This is a genomic window from Candidatus Allofournierella merdipullorum (assembly GCF_048426865.1).
GTDB classification, from domain to species: Bacteria; Bacillota; Clostridia; order Oscillospirales; family Ruminococcaceae; genus Allofournierella_A; species Allofournierella_A merdipullorum.
In genome coordinates this window covers 1-17,171 of the sequence record NZ_DBFNWJ010000023.1, presented here as the reverse complement: position 1 = coordinate 17,171, position 17,171 = coordinate 1, and the positions used below count along the sequence as shown (strand labels likewise).

15 protein-coding genes and 1 pseudogene are annotated in these 17,171 nt (G+C 64.7%); all 16 read left to right on the top strand.

Annotated features, from left to right (window positions below; translation table 11 throughout):
* Window positions 1-568, top strand: a 568-nt coding sequence (locus ACMNAY_RS03950; RefSeq protein ID WP_418718468.1) for a hypothetical protein, incomplete at its 5' end; no start/stop codon positions are given.
* The gene (locus ACMNAY_RS03945; protein ID WP_418718467.1) at window positions 565-1,182 is read left to right on the top strand and encodes a hypothetical protein; all 618 of its coding nucleotides are present in this window, start codon (window positions 565-567) and stop codon (window positions 1,180-1,182) included. The genes ACMNAY_RS03950 and ACMNAY_RS03945, both read left to right, overlap by 4 nt.
* Complete coding sequence (locus ACMNAY_RS03940; RefSeq protein WP_394978219.1) at window positions 1,179-2,228, top strand: sugar phosphate nucleotidyltransferase; 1,050 nt, start codon at window positions 1,179-1,181, stop codon at window positions 2,226-2,228. Before ACMNAY_RS03945 ends, ACMNAY_RS03940 begins: the two co-directional genes overlap by 4 nt.
* Window positions 2,229-2,249: 21 nt before the next feature.
* Window positions 2,250-4,211 carry a hypothetical protein gene (locus ACMNAY_RS03935; protein WP_418718466.1) on the top strand — a complete coding sequence of 654 codons (1,962 nt, stop codon included), beginning with the start codon at window positions 2,250-2,252 and terminating at the stop codon, window positions 4,209-4,211.
* Window positions 4,208-4,819 (top strand): hypothetical protein, encoded by a 612-nt coding sequence (locus ACMNAY_RS03930; RefSeq protein WP_418718465.1) that lies wholly within the window; start codon window positions 4,208-4,210, stop codon window positions 4,817-4,819. The genes ACMNAY_RS03935 and ACMNAY_RS03930 overlap by 4 nt, the downstream gene beginning before the upstream one ends.
* Window positions 4,820-4,844: 25 nt before the next feature.
* Entirely contained in the window at window positions 4,845-7,334 is a 2,490-nt protein-coding gene (locus ACMNAY_RS03925) for a YfhO family protein (protein ID WP_418718464.1), read from the top strand.
* A gap of 4 nt (window positions 7,335-7,338) precedes the next feature.
* Window positions 7,339-8,337 carry an N-acetylneuraminate synthase gene (neuB, locus tag ACMNAY_RS03920; protein WP_418718463.1) on the top strand — a complete coding sequence of 333 codons (999 nt, stop codon included), beginning with the start codon at window positions 7,339-7,341 and terminating at the stop codon, window positions 8,335-8,337.
* An 18-nt stretch (window positions 8,338-8,355) separates the two neighbouring features.
* Complete coding sequence (gene neuC, locus ACMNAY_RS03915) at window positions 8,356-9,546, top strand: UDP-N-acetylglucosamine 2-epimerase (RefSeq protein ID WP_418718462.1); 1,191 nt, start codon at window positions 8,356-8,358, stop codon at window positions 9,544-9,546.
* 22 nt (window positions 9,547-9,568) lie between these two features.
* Complete coding sequence (locus ACMNAY_RS03910) at window positions 9,569-10,546, top strand: Gfo/Idh/MocA family protein (RefSeq protein WP_394967192.1); 978 nt, start codon at window positions 9,569-9,571, stop codon at window positions 10,544-10,546.
* A gap of 4 nt (window positions 10,547-10,550) precedes the next feature.
* Entirely contained in the window at window positions 10,551-11,303 is a 753-nt protein-coding gene (locus ACMNAY_RS03905; RefSeq protein WP_418718461.1) for a suppressor of fused domain protein, read from the top strand.
* 2 nt (window positions 11,304-11,305) lie between these two features.
* Window positions 11,306-12,241, top strand: a complete 936-nt coding sequence (locus tag ACMNAY_RS03900; RefSeq protein ID WP_394978204.1) for a Gfo/Idh/MocA family protein — start codon at window positions 11,306-11,308, stop codon at window positions 12,239-12,241.
* A 36-nt stretch (window positions 12,242-12,277) separates the two neighbouring features.
* Complete coding sequence (locus ACMNAY_RS03895) at window positions 12,278-13,051, top strand: acylneuraminate cytidylyltransferase family protein (protein ID WP_418718460.1); 774 nt, start codon at window positions 12,278-12,280, stop codon at window positions 13,049-13,051.
* A gap of 43 nt (window positions 13,052-13,094) precedes the next feature.
* Window positions 13,095-15,641: a YfhO family protein gene (locus ACMNAY_RS03890; RefSeq protein WP_394978201.1), complete on the top strand. Its 2,547-nt coding sequence runs from the start codon at window positions 13,095-13,097 to the stop codon at window positions 15,639-15,641.
* Entirely contained in the window at window positions 15,638-16,408 is a 771-nt protein-coding gene (locus ACMNAY_RS03885; RefSeq protein ID WP_394967182.1) for a threonine/serine exporter family protein, read from the top strand. Before ACMNAY_RS03890 ends, ACMNAY_RS03885 begins: the two co-directional genes overlap by 4 nt.
* Window positions 16,405-16,854 carry a threonine/serine exporter family protein gene (locus ACMNAY_RS03880; protein ID WP_418718459.1) on the top strand — a complete coding sequence of 150 codons (450 nt, stop codon included), beginning with the start codon at window positions 16,405-16,407 and terminating at the stop codon, window positions 16,852-16,854. The genes ACMNAY_RS03885 and ACMNAY_RS03880 overlap by 4 nt, the downstream gene beginning before the upstream one ends.
* 180 nt (window positions 16,855-17,034) lie before the next feature.
* Window positions 17,035-17,171: pseudogene (locus ACMNAY_RS03875) on the top strand (transposase); the annotation flags it as partial.

The following is a 17,171-nucleotide window of genomic DNA, read 5'->3' as shown; positions in this document are numbered from 1 at the left end:
GGGGGGCCTGGTGGCGCTGGCGGTGCTGGGGGCCAGTTGTGCGGCGGCAAAGCGCCCGGTGTTTGGCCGGGCGGCGGCGCTGGCTGCGGGCGCGGTGTTCGCCGCGGCGCTGGCGGTGGGCGCGGAGCCCCAGTTCACCCTGCTGGGGGTGAGCGGCGGCGAGTATACGTCGGTGCGCGGGGAAGTGGCCGTGGCCAAGGCCGCGAAGGAAACCATCCAGCCGGGGCAGAAGGTGTTCCTCATCCGCCAGGGCGACGAGGGCTTTTCCTGGTTTTTGTTCAATCAGCAGCTGGCCCCGGCCCTCGTTTACGGTGAGGGCGGCGCCACCTACGGCGAACCGGCGCTGGTGGAGGGCATGGCCTACGGCGCGCCCTACACCGCCGAAGAGTTCGCCGCCCTGTTGGAAAAGGAGCAGGTGGACGTGCTGCTGGTGAGCCAGGTGGACGACATTTTTGAAGCGAGCTACGCCTCTCTCTTTGCCGACGGCCTGGCCGCGGGGAAGGAGGGCCCCACCCTCTACGAAAAGGGCGAAGCGGGCTGGACGCCCGCCGGGGAGGTGACGGGATGAAGCGGCTGAAAACCCTATGGGCGACGGCGCGCCGCCGTCCCTTCCGTGCGCTCTACGCTCTGGGCGTCTGCCTGCTGGCGCTGACGCTGGTGGGCAATTTTGTCCTGGACCAGCTGCTGTATGCCGCGGGCGTTCTGGAAGAAACGACCGTCACGCTGCAAAACACGGAGCAGTACACCCTTGTGAACATGGAAAACACCGGCGACGGACTGGTGAGCACCACCGGCGACGCCCAGCTGCTGCTGAATCCCGGCGCGCTGGTGCGGCGGCTGCGCCTTGTGGCCCGCTACGAGGGTGGCGCGGTGTGCGAAAAAGACCTTTATTATCATCTGCCGGCTTTCGGCTATACCTCCCGCCTGCGGGTGTGGCCCACGGCCCGAGAGGACGGCAGCTGGACCTACACCCTGCCCCGGTTTGCCGGGCAGGGCCTGCGGCTGGACCTGGCGGACTCGGCGGGCGTGACGGTGGACCTCACCGCCATCGTGCTCAACGAGCGCCTGCCCTGGCAGGAATACTTCATCCCGTCGGCGTGGCAGCTGTTCTGGCTGGCGGCGCTGCCCGGTCTTGCCGGGTGCGCCGTGACGCTGAAGCGGGAAAAGGGGGAAGACGAGTGAAACTGGAAGAACTGTTCATCCAAGAGGATGCCTCCATTCTGGAGACCATGAAGCAGCTGGACGAGACCGGCCAGCGCATCCTGTTCATCGCTCCGGAGGGCAGGCTGAAAGCGGTGCTCACCGACGGCGACCTGCGCAAGTTCCTCTTGCGGGGCGGCAAGCTGGAGGACCCGGTGCGTCTTGCGGCGAACTACAGCCCCAAGAGCCTGCCCTTGGAGCAGAGGGGCTCGGCCAAATCCATGCTGGAGCAGTTCTATATCGATGCGCTGCCCCTTCTGGACCGGGACGGCAAGGTGGCGGACGTGGTGTTTGCCACCGGCCTTGACGTGGACAATCGCAAACAGGCGAACATCCCGGTGGTGGTGATGGCCGGCGGCCTTGGCACCCGGCTCTATCCTTACACCAAGATCCTGCCCAAGCCCCTGATCCCGGTGGGGGAGAAACCCATCTGCGAGCTCATTCTGGAGCGCTTCTCGGATTTCGGTTGCCGCCGTATGGTTTTGGTGGTAAACTACAAAAAGAATATGATCAAGTCCTATTTCAACGATCTGGAAGACCTGCGCTACCAGGTGGAGTATGTGGACGAGACGGAGTTTCTGGGCACCGGCGGCGGCCTCAGCCTGCTCAAGGGCAAGCTGGACAGCACCTTCTTCTTCTCCAACTGCGACACCCTGCTGGACGTGGACTACGGCGATGTGTATCAGTACCACAAGACCCACGGCAACCTCATCACCATGATCTGCGCCTACAAGCACTACACCGTGCCCTACGGCGTGGTGGAGATGGGGGAGAACGGAGCCATCGCCGCCATGCGGGAAAAGCCGGAGCTGAACTTCCTCACCAACACCGGCGTTTACGTTGTGGAGCCGCAGGTGGTGGAGGAGATGGAGGAAGGCCGCAAGGTGGGCTTCCCCGACGTGATCGACGAATACCGCAAAAAAGGCCTGCCGGTGGGGGTGTATCCCATCAACGAGTCCGCCTGGATGGACATGGGCCAGATGGAAGAACTGGAAAAGATGCGCCGCCGCCTGGAACAGCAGGCCTGACGGCGCGGGGAGCTTTTGCATATGGAACTGTTTTTCAGCTATCTGTCGCTGGCGGCGCTGGCGGGCTTTGCCGTGCTCATGGTGCGGCGCACGGGCCTGCCCGCGCCGCTTGCGCCCTTTGCGGCGCTGTGCGCCACGATGGTCTGGTTCAGCGCCGCGGGCATGCTGGGCGTGCTGGCGGCGGCCGGATGGATCTATTTTGTGCTGGCGGCGGCAGCCTGGGCGCTCGCTTTTCGGCCGGGGGCAAAACAGCCCGCTTCGGCGCTGAAAGCGCCCGGGTTTGCCGCCTTTTTCGTTTTGTCGGCGGTGCTGCTGGCCTTCTTCGCCTGGCGGCAGCCCATGTTCTCCACCTGGGACGAGTTCTCCTTCTGGGGCACCGCCGCCAAGATCGTCAAAACCAGCGGCGGTCTTTATGTGAACGCCGACATCGGCTGGGCCTGGGTTGGTACCCACCGCCCGGCGCTGGTGGTGCTGGGCTGGTTCTTCCAGTTCTTCGGTGAATACGCCGAGTGGCGGGTGCTGGCGGCCTACGATATCCTGCTCATCGCCATCTTCGCCGCCCTCACCGCCGGCTGCCAGAAAGACAAGCCCCGGCAGTGGGTCCCGGCGCTGGGCTTCGGCTTTTTGCTGCCCTTCGTTGTCACCCTCTACGGCAGCGTCACCCGCCCCACCGACCTCTACGCCTCGGCCCTCTCGGACATTCCCCTGGGGCTGACCTTCGGCGGCGCGCTGGCGGCGTATTATATCAATGAAAAGAAGGCGCTGTGGCCCAGTGCCCTGGCGCTGGCCGCCCTGTGCCTGGAAAAGGACACCGGCTTTGCTCTGGCGCTGGTGGCGGCGGGCCTTATCGCCGCCGACGGCGCCTTCAGCCTGCTGATGGAAAAGGTTCCCCTGCGCCGCTGGGGAAGGCCCGCGGCGGGCTGGGCCGGGCTCTTTGTCACCTGCGGCCTTTCCTTCTGGAGCTGGCAGAAGTATCTGGCGCTGGCCAGCACGGCGGACACCTCCAACGTGGGCGGCACCCAGCAGATGGGCATGGCCGAAATGGTGCTCACCGGCGTGAAAGAGCTTTTGGGCATCGGCCGCACCGAGAAATTCACCACCATCATGGGCGGCCTTGTGCGGGCGCTCTTCACCTCCAAAACCACCATGGTGGGCCCCTTCGCGGTGGTCGCCGCCCTGGCGGTGGCCATGGCGGCGGGCGCGGCCATCCTCACAAAGGAAAAAGCCTTGCGCCGGCAGGCGGGCCTCTTTGCCGTGCTGGGCACGGCGGGCTTCGCGGCCTACTTCTTCTTCATCGGCCTGACCTACGTCTACGTCTTCCGGGACGAAGTGTCCGACGGGCTGGTGGGCTTTGAGCGGTATATGTACCCCTATCTGCTGGGCTGGCTACTGGCTTCGGCGGCGCTGGTACTGCGGGCCATGGGCTCGGAGCGCATCGAGGGTCTGTTGCAGACTGGCTTTGCGGTCATGACGCTGGCGCTGGCGGCGCTGGTGTGGCTGCGGCTGCCCTTCAGCCTCACCGTGTTCGGTGGAGGCAACGCCGCCTATGCCGAGCGCTGGGCCACCCGGGACGAGGCAATGGAAGTTCAGGCGGCGGTGCCCGAGGACGCCCACATCTTTTTTGTCAGCCAGGGGGACGACGGCAGCCGCTGGTTCCTCTATTCCTATGAGCTTTACCCCTGGTATCTGGACTACAGCGGCACCGACGGCCAGGGCGGCGGCGGCACCTTCGCGCTGCCCGGGGCGCTGGAAGAGGGCACCCTCTACTACCACCCCTACACCGCCGAGGAACTGCTGGACTGCATCCGCGACCGGGGCTGCGACTATGTGTTCGTGGAGCGCAGCGACGACCTCTTTGCCGATGGCTACGCGGCGCTGTTCAGCGACGGGCTGGCGGGCTGCGAAGAGGCGTCCGCGGTGTACGCCTGGAACGAAGCCGAAGGGCAGTTTGACTTTGTCTGCAATGTGGGGGCCGAAGGATGAAACGAGTGTTTGCATGGGCGGCGGCGCATCTGGTGGCCGTCTGTTATCTCTTGGCCCTGGCGCTGTGGGCGCTGTGGGCCTTAGGAAACGCCGGGTGGGACGCCGTGGGCTTTGCCACCGGGCGGCTGACCACGGTGCATGTGCCCCTTTCCTCGCTGCAAAGTCAGGACATCGCCCTCACCGACGAGGGCCTCTGGGTCACCACCGGGGCCGACCCGCAGTTCCATCTGCAGGCGGGCCAGCCGGTGCGCAGTGTGCTGTTTGAGACCGGCGCGCCGGCCTCCGGGTTTGAGGGCTACTGGGCCGACGGCGGGCAGGACTTCAGCCTGCGCCGCCGGGTCTGGGCCGATGAGACTGCCGGCGGCGTGCTGCTGGTGCTGCCCGAGGCGGCAAAGACCCTTCGCATCGACCCCGCCGCCGGGGTGGGCGTGGTTTTGGCTGAGGGCGAAAACGCCAGCCTCACCGTGAACCCGCCGGTGGCCTTCTGGCGGTATTTCGTGCCCCGGGCCGAGCAGGCGCTGGCGCTGGCCGTGCTGCCTGCCGCCGCGGCGGTGGCGTTGGATCTGGGCCTTTTCTGGAAAGGCCGTCTTTTGAAAAAGCGGGGCTGAAACGCCCCGCCGCAAGAGGTGTGGAATGGAACGAGCAAAACGCTTTTTACAGGGCCGTCGGGGCCGTCTGGTTCTGGCTGCGGGGGGCATGGCGCTGATTTTGTGCGCCGTCTATGCCGCCTGCGGCTTCTGGCCCTTTGGCCCGAACTCGGTGATGACCGGCGATCTCAACAGCCAGTATATTCCCTTCTACGCCCACTTTTATGACGCGGTGCGCGGGGGCGGCAGCCTCTTTTATGCCGACGATTTGGGCTTAGGCGGCGGAGCCTTCGCTCTGTTTGCCTACTACTTTGCCAGTCCCTTTGCCTGGCTCTACCTTCTCATTGCGCCGGAATTCTACGGCCAGCTTTGCTGCATCGTCTGGGCCCTCAAGGTGATTTTGGCGGCAGCGGCTTTCTGCTTTTATCTCGAGCGGCGCTGGGGCGGCGAACAGGCCCTCTGGCTGCCCCTGTGCTGGTGCTACGGCCTTATGGGCTATTCGGTGGCCTACGCCCAGAACGTCCTCTGGCTGGACGCGGTGATTTTGCTGCCACTGGTCTGCGCCGGCATCGACCGGCTGCTGGCGGGCAAAGGGGCCGTGGGTTTCTGCCTGGCGCTGGCCGCGGCTATCTTCACGAACTTCTACATGGGGTATATGCTTTGCATCTTCTCCGTGCTGTATTTTGTTGCGGAGCTTGCAGTGCAAACGCCCCGGCCCGGCGCAAAGGCCGTGTTTTCGGCCTTTGGCCGCTTTGCGGCGGCAGGGGTCACGGCGGCGGCGCTGGCCGGCGCAGTGCTGCTGCCGGCGGTGACGGAGATTTTACAGGTCAAGAGCACCGGCCTCGGGAGCACCGGCGGCGGGCAGTTTTCGCCGCTGGAACTCATCCAGAAATTCTTCACCGGAAACTTCGTCTGGGCGGACGTGCAAAATGGTCTGCCCCCGGTCTACTGCGGCATGCTGGGCCTTGGGGCGGCGCTGCTCTACTTCTTCTCCGCCCGGCCCCGGCGGGAAAAGCTGGTCTACGGCCTTTTGGCCGCCCTGCTGCTGGTCAGCCTGTGGTGGAAGCCGCTGGACCTTGTCTGGCACGGCTTTGCCGCCCCCAACTGGTTCCCTTATCGTGAAAGTTTCCTGCTGGTGTTCCTGCTGCTCACCCTGGGTGCGGGGGCCCTCACCGGGCCGCTGAGCCTGAAACGGGGCCTTGCCGCCGGGGTGCTGGCGGCGGCGCTGGGGGTGCTGGTCTACTTCTTCCGCGCCGAGACCTATGGCCGGCGGCGCTGGCTGCTGGCTTGCTGCCTGCTGGCGGCGGGCATCGGCCTCGTCTGGCTGTGGGGCCGCCTCAAAGGCGACAAAAAACAGCTGACCGCCCTGGCCCTGGCCGCCCTCACCGCCGGGGAGCTGGCGCTGAACGGGTACTGGGCGCTGCGGCTCTTTGAAGTTTATCCGATGGCGGATTACACGGAGTTTGTCCGGGCCGGGCGGGCCACCGCCCGAGCGGTGGAGGAACAGAACACGGAACACTACCGGGTGGAAAAGACCTTCTTCCGCACCCTCAACGACCCTATGCTGTTGGGCTACGACGGGCTGACCCATTTCAGCAGCGTGCAGGACGGCGCTTCCTCCATTCTGCTGATGGCTTTGGGCTACCGCAACTACGGCTCCAGCTACGGCTACCTTTCCGGCAGCACCGCCGCCGCCGACAGCCTCTTGTCGGTGGGGTGGTTCCTGACCCGGGAGGGGGATGCGGTTCCCACTCACTTTGAACAAACCGACACCGCCGCTCCCTGGCAGGTGTACCAAAACCCCAATGCCCTGCCCCGGGCGCTCTGGTCGCCCTCCGAGACCGGGGCCTTTGACCTGGCCGAAGGATTGAATGCTTTTGAGGCAGTCGAGACTCTTTACACTGCCCTGCTGGGCAAAGAGGCCGCCCTGTTCACCCCGGTGGAGAGCGCTGAAAGTGGCGCGGAATTTGATTTGACGATGCCCGAAGACGGCATCCTCTACGCTATCTTTTCCGGCGCGGGGGCGGATGTGCCTCTGGCAGTGAACAGCCAGGAGAAGGGCACTGTGCTCTCCATCAACCGCTCGGCGGACGCCGCGGTGGACCTGGGCCGCTTCCAGGCGGGGGAGACGGTAAACGTAACCCTGGGCGCGGCGGTGGATTCCGCCCGCTTCGCGGTGCTGGACGAAGAAGCCCTGGCCGACACCTGTGAGGAGCTGCGCTCGGCCGCGCCCGCCGTGACAAACTGGGCGGACGGTGCTATTACATTGGAAAGTAATGCCCAGGCCGACGGCCTCGCGGTGCTCACGGTGCCTTACGACGACAACTGGCGGGCCGAAGTGGACGGCGAACCCGCTGAAGTGCAAAGGGCGGCGGGGGCGCTGCTGGCGGTGGAACTGCCCGTGGGCAGCCACACTCTTGCTTTGACCTACACTCAGCCGGGCGCGGCGGCGGGCCTTGGCCTGACGCTGGCGGGGGCAGCCGGCCTCGCGGCGCTGGCATTCTGGCAGAAGAAAATAAAGGGTAAGGAGCGATAACAATATGCAGGACGTTCTCATCATTGCCGAGGCGGGCGTCAACCACAACGGCAGCCTGGAAATGGCAAAGCAGATGGCGCTGGCGGCCAAAGACGCCGGGGCGGACGTGGTGAAATACCAGACCGCCGTGCCGGAGTTGGTGGTGTCGAAATTCGCCCCCAAGGCCGAGTACCAGAAGGCCCAGACGGGGGACGGCGAGAGCCAGCTGGAGATGATCCGGCGGCTGCACTTTGATTTTGAGGGCCACCGCCAGCTGAAGGAGTACTGCGACTCCATCGGCATCCAGTACCTCTCGGCGGCCTTCGATCTGCCCAGCGTGGAGTTCTTGAAGGAACTGGACCTGCCCTTCTTCAAGATCCCCAGCGGCGAGATCACCAACCTGCCTTATCTTGAGGCGGTGGCGGCGGCCAAAAAGCCGGTGGTGCTCTCCACCGGCATGAGTACCCTGTCCGAGATCGAGGACGCCCTCTCCGTTCTGGAGGACGGCGGCTGCCCCGGGGTGACCCTGCTCCACTGCAACACCGAGTACCCCACCCCCTATGAGGACGCGAACCTGCTGGCCATGCTGGAGCTGGCGGAGCAGTTCGGCGTGCCGGTGGGCCTTTCCGACCACACCCCCGGCTGGGAGTGCGACGTGGCCGCGGCGGCGCTGGGGGCGACGGTCATCGAAAAGCATTTCACGCTGGATAAGACCCTCCCCGGCCCCGACCATAAGGCCAGCCTGGATGTGCCCCAGCTTACCGCCATGATCCAGGCGGTGCGCCACACCCAGGCCGCTCTCGGCACCGGCCGCAAGGCGGTGACCGCCAGCGAAGCCAAAAACAAGCCCATCGCCCGCAAGAGCATCGTGGCCGCCAAGGCCATCAAAAAGGGCGAAATTTTCACCGCCGAAAACCTCACAACCAAGCGCCCGGGCGACGGCGTGTCCCCCATGCGCTGGCACGAGGTGCTGGGCCTTGAGGCAAAGCGGGACTTTGCCGAGGACGAGCCCATCGAACTGTAACAAAAGGAGGAGAGGGCCATGGAACAGCCTCTCATCGCCGTTGTCACCGGCACCCGGGCGGAGTATGGCCTGCTGCGCCCCGTTTTGCAAAAGCTGGCCGCCCGCCAGGACGCGAAGCTGGCCCTGCTGGTCACCGGCGCGCACCTTTCAGCGCGGCACGGGGCCACGGTGAGCGAAATTGAAGCGGACGGCATGCCCATCGCGGCGCGCATCTCCATTCTCTTTGAGGAGGACGAGGGGCCCCTGGCCACCGCCAAGGCGGTGGAGCGTACGATCCGGGGCTTTTCCGAGTGGTTCGCTGAACACAAGCCCGCCTGCTGCCTTGTGCTGGGCGACCGCTACGAGATCCTGGCTGCCGCCCAGGCCGCGGCCTTCACCGGCGTGCCGGTGGCCCACATCAGCGGAGGCGATGTGACCCTGGGGGCCCAGGACGACTGGTACCGCCATTGCCTGACGAAAATCGCCCATCTGCACTTCCCCAGCTGTGAAGAATCCGCCGCCCGGGTCATCCGCATGGGCGAAACGCCCGCCACCGTGTTCAATGTGGGAGGCCTGGGGGACGAGAACATCCGCACGATGGAAAAGCTGGACGCCGCCGCTTTGAGTGAGAGCGTGGGCTTTGACCTGGCGCGGCCTTTCGGCCTCGTCACCTTCCATCCCCAGACGGCGGGCGATGTGGACGTGACTGCCCAGATGCGCGCCTTGCTGGACGCGATGGACGAGCTCACCCGCACCGAGGGCCTTGTGTGGCTGGTGACCAAGTCCAACGCGGACGCGGGCGGCCTTGCCATCAATGCCATGTGGGACGAATGGGGCGAACAGCACCCGGACACTGCGGCGGTGCGCTCCAGCCTCGGGGTCAAACGGTATCTCTCCGCCATGGCCGCCGCGGCGCTGGTGCTGGGCAATTCCTCTAGCGGCGTGGTGGAGACCCCCACCTTCGGGGTGCCCACGGTGAACGTGGGCGGGCGGCAGGAAGGCCGGCCCCTGTGCGCCAATGTGCTCTGCTGCCCGGCGGAAAAAGAAGCCGTCGTCGCGGCGGTGCGCAAGGCCGTGAGCCCGGAGTTCGCCGCCGTTGCAAAGGGCGCAAAAAGCCCCTATAATGGGGGAGACACCAGCGGAAAAATCGTGGATATCCTGCTGGAACAGGTGCGTCGGCCGGAGTTCGGCGCGCCCAAAGTGTTTTACGACGGCCCGGCGGGCCGCTGACAATACAAGCGAGGTGGAAGCTATGGAACTTCTCATTGTGGGCCTGGGCAGCATGGGCAAACGCCGCGCCCGGCTTTTGAAAGGCATCGACAAAAACATCGCTCTCTCCGGGGTGGACACCGCCCCCTCCCGCCGGGAGGAGGCTGCGGCCCTGGGCGTGGAAGGCTTTGAGAGCATCGACGCGGCGCTGGCGGCAAAACGCTTCGACGGCGCGCTGGTCTGCACCGCGCCCCTCACCCACGCTGCCATCATCCGGCAGCTGCTGGAAGCGGGCCTGCCGGTGTTCACCGAGCTGAATCTGGTCAGCGACGGCTACGCCGAAAACATGGCGCTGGCAAAGGAGAAGGGCCTGCCCCTGTTCCTTTCTTCCACCATGCTCTACCGGGGCGAGACCCAGTACATCAAGGGCCGGGTGGACGAGTTCGCAAAGCCTGTGAACTACATCTACCACATCGGCCAGTACCTGCCCGACTGGCACCCCTGGGAAAACTACAAGAACTTCTTTGTGGGCGACGCGCGTACCGGCGGCGTGCGGGAAATTTTCGGCATCGACCTGCCCTGGCTGCTGGACACCTTCGGCCCGGTGAAGAGTCTGCACGCGGAAAAGGACAAGCTCAGCGAGCTGGAAATCTCCTACCCGGACAGCGTCTTTGTGACCCTGCGCCACGAAAACGGCACCAAGGGCATGCTGGCGGTGGACGTGGTGAGCCCCAAGGCGGTGCGCAACTTCGAGTGCTTCGGCGAAGGGCTGCACCTGTTCTGGGAGGGCAACCCCAAGAGCCTCTACGACTTCGACCATGCCAGCGGCGAAAAGAAGGCCGTGAACACCTACGCCAGCGTGGAACACGACGCCCGCTACAGCGACAACATCGTGGAAAACGCCTATGTGGACGAGCTGCAGAACTTCTTGGGCGTGCTGGCGGGCAGGGAAGAAGCCCGTTACAGCTTTGAGAAAGATTTGGAGACCATCCGGCTGATCGAGGCCATCGAGGAGGCGTAAAGCCATGGGATTTTTGGACGGGCTGCTGGGCGCTTCCAAACGGGAAACGCTGCCCAGCGGCGTGACGGTGCGTCATTTCCGCACCGCTTATAAAGACCGGCTTCTGGCCCATTTTGACGCGGCGTTTCCCGGGCGCGAGACCCTTCTCTGGGACGATGCGGATACCGGCATCGAGCTGGCGGTGATGAAGCCCACCGAAGCCGAGCCCTTTTATGTGGCCTATACCATCGGCATGAGCGCCGAGCCCATGAACCTGGACGACATGCCCAAAAACCGCCAGTACGAGTGGCTGCGCTGGGCAGAGCTGGTGATGTATCTGCCCGGGGACTGGCCGGTGGACGAAAGCCGCTGGCCCGAGCATCTGAACGACCCGGAGGACAAGCCCGCCGCCTGGCCCCTGCGTCTGCTGCGGCTGCTGGCCCAGGTGCCCCGCAAGGGCAACACCTGGTTGGGGGCGGGGCACTCCATCCCCAACGGCGCGCCGCCCCATCCTTACGCGGAGGGGTGCCCCTTCACCGGCGCGGTGCTGTTTTTGCCCGGCGAAAAGAACGGCCCCAAACCTCTGGAGGCGGTGAAGCTGGGCGCGGCCCGGCGGCTGATGCTCTACATCGTGGTGCCGGTGCACCCGGAAGAGATGCGCCTCAAGCTGGACCACGGCGCCGAGGCGCTGGAGGAAAAGCTGCGCGCCCTGCCCGGCGGGGCGGGTTTTGTCACCGATGACCGCCGCCCGTCTGTGGCGAAAAGCGAGGAGGCATAAACATGGAAGTATTGTTCGTGGGCCTTGGGTCCATCGGCACCCGGCACCTGCGCAACCTCTGCCAGGTGGCCGCGGAAAAGGGCATCGAGGTGCAGGCGGACGCCCTGCGCTCCTCCACCATGCGGCCGCTGGCCGAAGATGTGGAGGGCCTTCTGCGGGCCCAGTACGTTAGCTACGACCAGCTGGGGCATTATGACGCGGCCTTCATCACCAACCCCACCCACCTCCACGCCCACACCCTGGCGGAGCTGGCGGGCAAGGTGGACTGCTTTTTCATTGAAAAGCCCATCTTTGAGGGCACCGGCTACGATCTGGAGCAGCTGGGCCTCGGGCCGGATCAGAAGGCCTATGTGGCCGCGCCCATGCGCTGGTGCGGCACCTTTCTGGCCCTCAAGGAACGCATGCCCTCCCTCAAGCCCTATTCGGCGCGGGTCATCTGTTCCTCCTATCTGCCGGACTGGCGGCCCGGGGTGGACTACCGCACCGTCTACTCCGCCCACAAGGAGATGGGCGGCGGCGTGACCATCGACCTCATCCACGAGTGGGACTACCTGGTGGACCTGTTCGGCGCGCCCCTGGAAGCCTACAACTTCAAGGGCACCTATTCCCATCTGGAAATTGATTCGGACGATTTGTCGGTCTACATTGCCCGCTACCCCAGCCTGTTGGCGGAGGTGCATCTGGACTACTTCGGCCGCACCTACCGGCGCACCATCGAGCTGTTCTGCAAGGAGGGCACCGTCACCGCCGACTTCGGCGCGGGCACCCTCACGCTGGAAAACGGCGAGGTCATCCACTGCGAGGAGCCGGTGAACCAGCGCTATCTGCGGGAGATGGCCTACTTCCTCGACTACGCCCGCAAAGGCGAAGGCGAGAGCATCAACAGCCCTGCCATGGCTCAGAAGGTGCTGGGCCTGACGCTGGGCGAAACCATGTGAGAGCCGCCCCCAAAGACGGCGAAAAGGAGACGCATCATGAAAAAACTGCTTATCACCATCTGCGGCCGGGCCGGCAGCAAAGGCTTCAAGAACAAGAACCTCAAGACCTTCTGCGGCCGCCCGCTGGTCTATTACAGCCTGGCGGCGGCGGGTCTCTTCCGGGAGAGCCGCCCCGACGTGCAGGTGGACATCTGCCTCAACACCGACAGCGAGGCTCTGGCAAAGATGGTGGCCGAACAGTACCCCGAGGTGGTCTATCTGCCCCGCTGCGAGGAGCTGGGCGGCGACCGGGTGCCCAAGATGGCCGTCATTCAGGATAGCCTTGCCCGCATGGAGGAGAAAAACGGCGCCTACGACTATGTGATGGACCTGGACATCACCAGCCCCCTGCGCACGGCCCAGGACATCAAAAACGCCTTTGAACTGGCGGAAGGCCGGAAGGACCTGGACCTGGTGTTCAGCGTCACCGAAAGCCGCCGCAACCCCTACTTCAATATGGTGCGCCGCTGCGGCGACCATGTGGAGAAGGGCATCGAGAACGCCCCGGGCACCCCGGCCTTCACCGCCCGGCAGATGGCCCCGGAGTTCTACGATGTGAACGCCAGCATCTATGTTTACCGCCGGGCCTTCCTGGCCGATAATACCACCGGCATCCTGTGGGACGGCAAGATCGGCGCCAGCCTGATGATGGATACCGGCATCCTGGACATCGACAGCGAAGAGGACTTCAAGCTGATGGAAGTCATCGGCGCGCACCTCTACGCCACGCTGGAGCCCTTTGCCCAGGTGCAGGCGGCCATCCGCGGCTGATAAAACTTTTTTGCGAGACAAACAAGGGAAAGTATAAAAAAGTATGACAAACACGCAGTATTCTCTCGGCGGTGCCCAGCGGCGGAACGTGCTCTTGAGCTTCGGGCTCGGCGCGGCGCTGGTTCTGGGCATCTATCTTGTGCTGGGCTTCTGGCCCTTTGGCGATGGCACCATGCTCACCGGCGACCTCAACGGCCAGTATGTGGCCTACCTGGCGGATCTGAAAGGCCGTCTGGCCGAAGGCGGCTTTTTCTACAGCTTTTCAAAACTCTGCGGCGGCAGCACGCTGGGCCTGTTCGCCTACTATATGGCCAGCCCCTTCAACCTGCTGATTTTGCTGGCCCCGGTGCGCATGATCCCTCAGATGGTGCAGCTGATGTTCCTGCTGCGGGTGGCCTGCACCGGCGCGGCCTGCTGCTTCTTCCTGCAAAAGCACTTTAACAGCGCCAGCCCCCTGCTGCCCTTCCTCAGCCAGGGCTACGCCCTGTGCGCCTATTGCGTGGTCTACAGCCAGAACGTCATCTGGATGGACGTGGTGCTGCTGGCCCCGCTGGTGCTGTGGGCGGTGGAGCGGCTGGTGGACACCGGCCGCCACTGGCCGCTGTTCTGGCTGGTCTTCGCCTGCATCCTGCTGAACTTCTACACCGCATGGGAAGTGTGCCTGTTCAGCGTGCTCTACTTCTTCTGGTACTGGGCCACCAGCCCGCGCCTTGAGGGGCGGGGGGCAAAGCTGCTGGGCCGGCGCTTTGGGGCCTTCGCGGCCTCGGGCCTGCTGGCGGCGGGCCTTGCCATGGCTCTTTTGTATCCGGCGCTGGTGGAGATCGAGGAGACCAAGGGCGCGCTGTTCGGCATGGACTTCACCCTGGGCACGAACTTCTCCCTGCCGCAGCTTGTGTATCAGTTCTTCTTCGGCAACTTCTTCTGGGAGGACGTGACGAACGGCCTGCCCAACGTCTACTGCGGCGTGTTCTGCGCCGCGCTGGCGGTGCTGTTCTTTTTGTCGGGCAAGGTGGCCCGGCGGGAAAAGCTGGCCGCCGCCGGACTGCTGGCCGTCATGGTGCTGAGCTTCTGGGTGAACGGGCTGGATCTTATCTGGCACGGCTTCAAGGAGCCGGTGTGGTTCCCCTACCGCTACAGTTTTTTGTTCAGCCTGTTCCTGCTTCTGCTGGCGGGCCGCGTGCTGCTGGAAGAGCGGCCCCGGCTGTGGGCGCTGGCGGCGGCCGCGGCTCTGGGCGCGGTGTGGCTGGCGGGCTACCGCTTCACCTCCGGCGAGACCTTCTCGATGATGAAACTGGTCATGTGCGCCGGGCTGTGGTTCGGCACGCTGGCCTGCCTGTGGCTGATGGGCCTCAAAAAGACCGGCGCGCTGCTGGGCGCGGCGGGCTTCTGCTGCCTGGCCTGCGGGGACATGGCCGCGTACAGCGTGCTGGCCCTGCGCAAATTCGAGACCTACCCCAAGAGCGGCTTCGAGAGTTTTTACGACGAGAACACCGCTGTGGTGGACGCTGTACGCGAATTGGACGACGGCTACTACCGCATCGAAAAGAACTATATGCGCACCCTCAATGACCCCATGCTGCTGGGCTACTGGGGCATCAGCCACTTTTCCTCCACCAAGGCCAGCACGGCAAAACCCATGCTGGAGCAGATGGGCTATGTGAACTATACCATCTACGGTTGGGGCTCCACCGCCGTGGCCGACAGCCTTCTGGGCATCAAGTATCTTTACACCGACGGCAGCCGCCCGCTGCCCGCCGGCTATGAGCCGCTGGAAACGGGTACGGCTCTGACCGTGGCGGAGAACCCCTGGGCGCTGCCCATGGCCTGGGCCGGCAGCGACAAGGCGCTGGAGGTGGATGTGGAGGCAAGCGCCAACACCTTCCGGCTGCAGAACGAGATGCTCTCGGCGCTGGTGCCGGGCACGCCGGACGCGCTGCTGGCGGCCGAAGACGTGAAATTTGACGACGAGGCCAGCGGCATCGGTCTGTGGTTCACCGTGCCGGTGAGCGGGCCCTGCTATCTGGCCGTGCCGGACACCGGCAACTTCCTGCCCGGCGACGTGAAGGTGGACGGCGAACTGCTGGGCGAATACTTCCAGGGCGACTCTCTGGGCGGCGTGTTCCCCCTGGGCAGCCTTGAGGCCGGCCAGCGGGTGTATTTTGAGCTGGGCGTGGAGGATAAGCCCGAATACCGGGAAAAGATCCAGATCTACAGCCTGGACACCCAGGTGCTCACCCAGGCCGCCGACGCCTTGAAAGCGTCCGCCGCCAGCCAGCTCTCCATCCGGGAGGGCGGCGCCATCGACCTTGTGATCGAGGGCGGCGAGGGCCGGGAGCTTCTGGTGCTGCCCTTCGCCTACGAGGACGGCGGCCGCTGGACTGCCCGGCGAAACGGCGAGGAAGTGCCGGTGGAGCAGGTCTTTGAAGGAATGATGGGTGTGCGGCTGGAAGAGGGGGAGAACTCCGTTCAGCTGCGCTATCACCATCCCGGCGCCGGAGTGGGCGCGGCGGTGAGCGCCGTGTCGGCGGTGGCTGCCGCGGTCTGGTTCGCGGCGGAAAAGCGCCGCGCCAAGGGAGGAAAAACGGCATGAACGATTCCCAGAGAGTGCTGGAACTGGTGACCGAAGCCGGGGAGCTGATGCTCAAAAACGGCGCGGAGGTCAGCCGCACCCAGCAGACCATGGAGATCATGGCCAAAAGCCTCGGCGTGGCGGATTTCCACGGCTATGTGCTCACCAACGGCATCTTCACCAGCGTCGGCCCGGAGAACAACATGCCCGCTCAGGTGCGCAGCGTGCCTGCCAGCACGGTGCATCTGGGCCGGGTGGAGGCCATCAACCAGCTGTCCCGCCGCATCGCAGCCGGCGGGGTGAGCCTGGACGAAGCCTACGCCGAGCTGGGGCGCATCCGTCAGATGCCCTGCGCGCCGCCGCTGCGGCAGGTGCTGGCCTGCGGCTTCGGCAGTGCCTGCTTTGCCATCCTGTTCGGCGGCGTCTGGCAGGACGGCGCGGTGGCCCTTGCGGTGGGCCTGGGCCTGCAGGTGGTGCTGCTGGGGCTGGAGCGCTGGGGTGCGGGCAAGCTGTTCACCCGCTTTTTGGGGGCGGCCTTCGTGGCGCTGGTCACCCTGCTCATCTTTGCCACGGGCATCGGCGTCAACAGTGACAAGGCCATCATCGGCGCGCTGATGCCGCTGGTGCCGGGCATGGCGCTGACCCTGGGCATCCGGGATCTCATTGACTCGGACTTCCTCTCCGGCGTCATCCGCATGCTGGACGCGCTGCTCACCGCCGCCTGCATCGCCATGGGCGCCGGCCTTGTGCTGGCCGTGGCCAATCTCATCGAGGGGGTGACGCTGTGACCGGCCCGCTTCTCATTCAGCTGGCGACGGCCTTCTGCGGCACCGTCTGCTTTGCGATTTTGTTCCACGTTCCGCCGCGGCATCTGTGGTGCTGCGGCATCTGCGGCATAGCCGGCTGGCTGGTCTACTGGCTGAGCATGCAGTACCAGCCGGACACGGTGGTGGCCAGTTTTCTGGCGGTCATTCCCATGGCCGTTTCCGCCCGGGCCTGCGCCATCCTGCGCAAGGCCCCGGTCACTCTGTTCCTCATCCCGGGCATCTTTCCCTTGGTGCCCGGCGCGGGCATCTACTACACCGCTTACAGCTTCATCATGAGCGACACGGCGGCGGCCGCCGCCAAAGGCGCCGAGACGCTGAAGATCGCCGTGGCTCTGGCCATGGGCGTGGCGGTGGTGGTGGCCATCCCGCTGCGCTGGGGCGCGGGGGCCCGCAGCCGCCAAAAATAAACTACATAAGCCCGCCGGGAAACCGGCGGGCTTTTTTGTATATCGAAAACCACTCGCTAGGCGAGTGGTTCAAAAGAAGACTAATGTCGATAATGGGAAAAGAAAAACTCCCTTTGCTATACTGGGAGTGCGGTCTGCCAACTGCACAAGTAAGCAAAGGGAGGTCATTCAAAAACGAACGACGTAAATAGTTTATCGCATACCAGTTGGAATTGCAAATATCATGTAGTGTTTGCACCAAAATACAGGAGGAAAGTGTTCTTCGGAGAGAAAAGAAGAGAAATTGGAAGCATCCTGAGAACGCTATGTAATTGGAA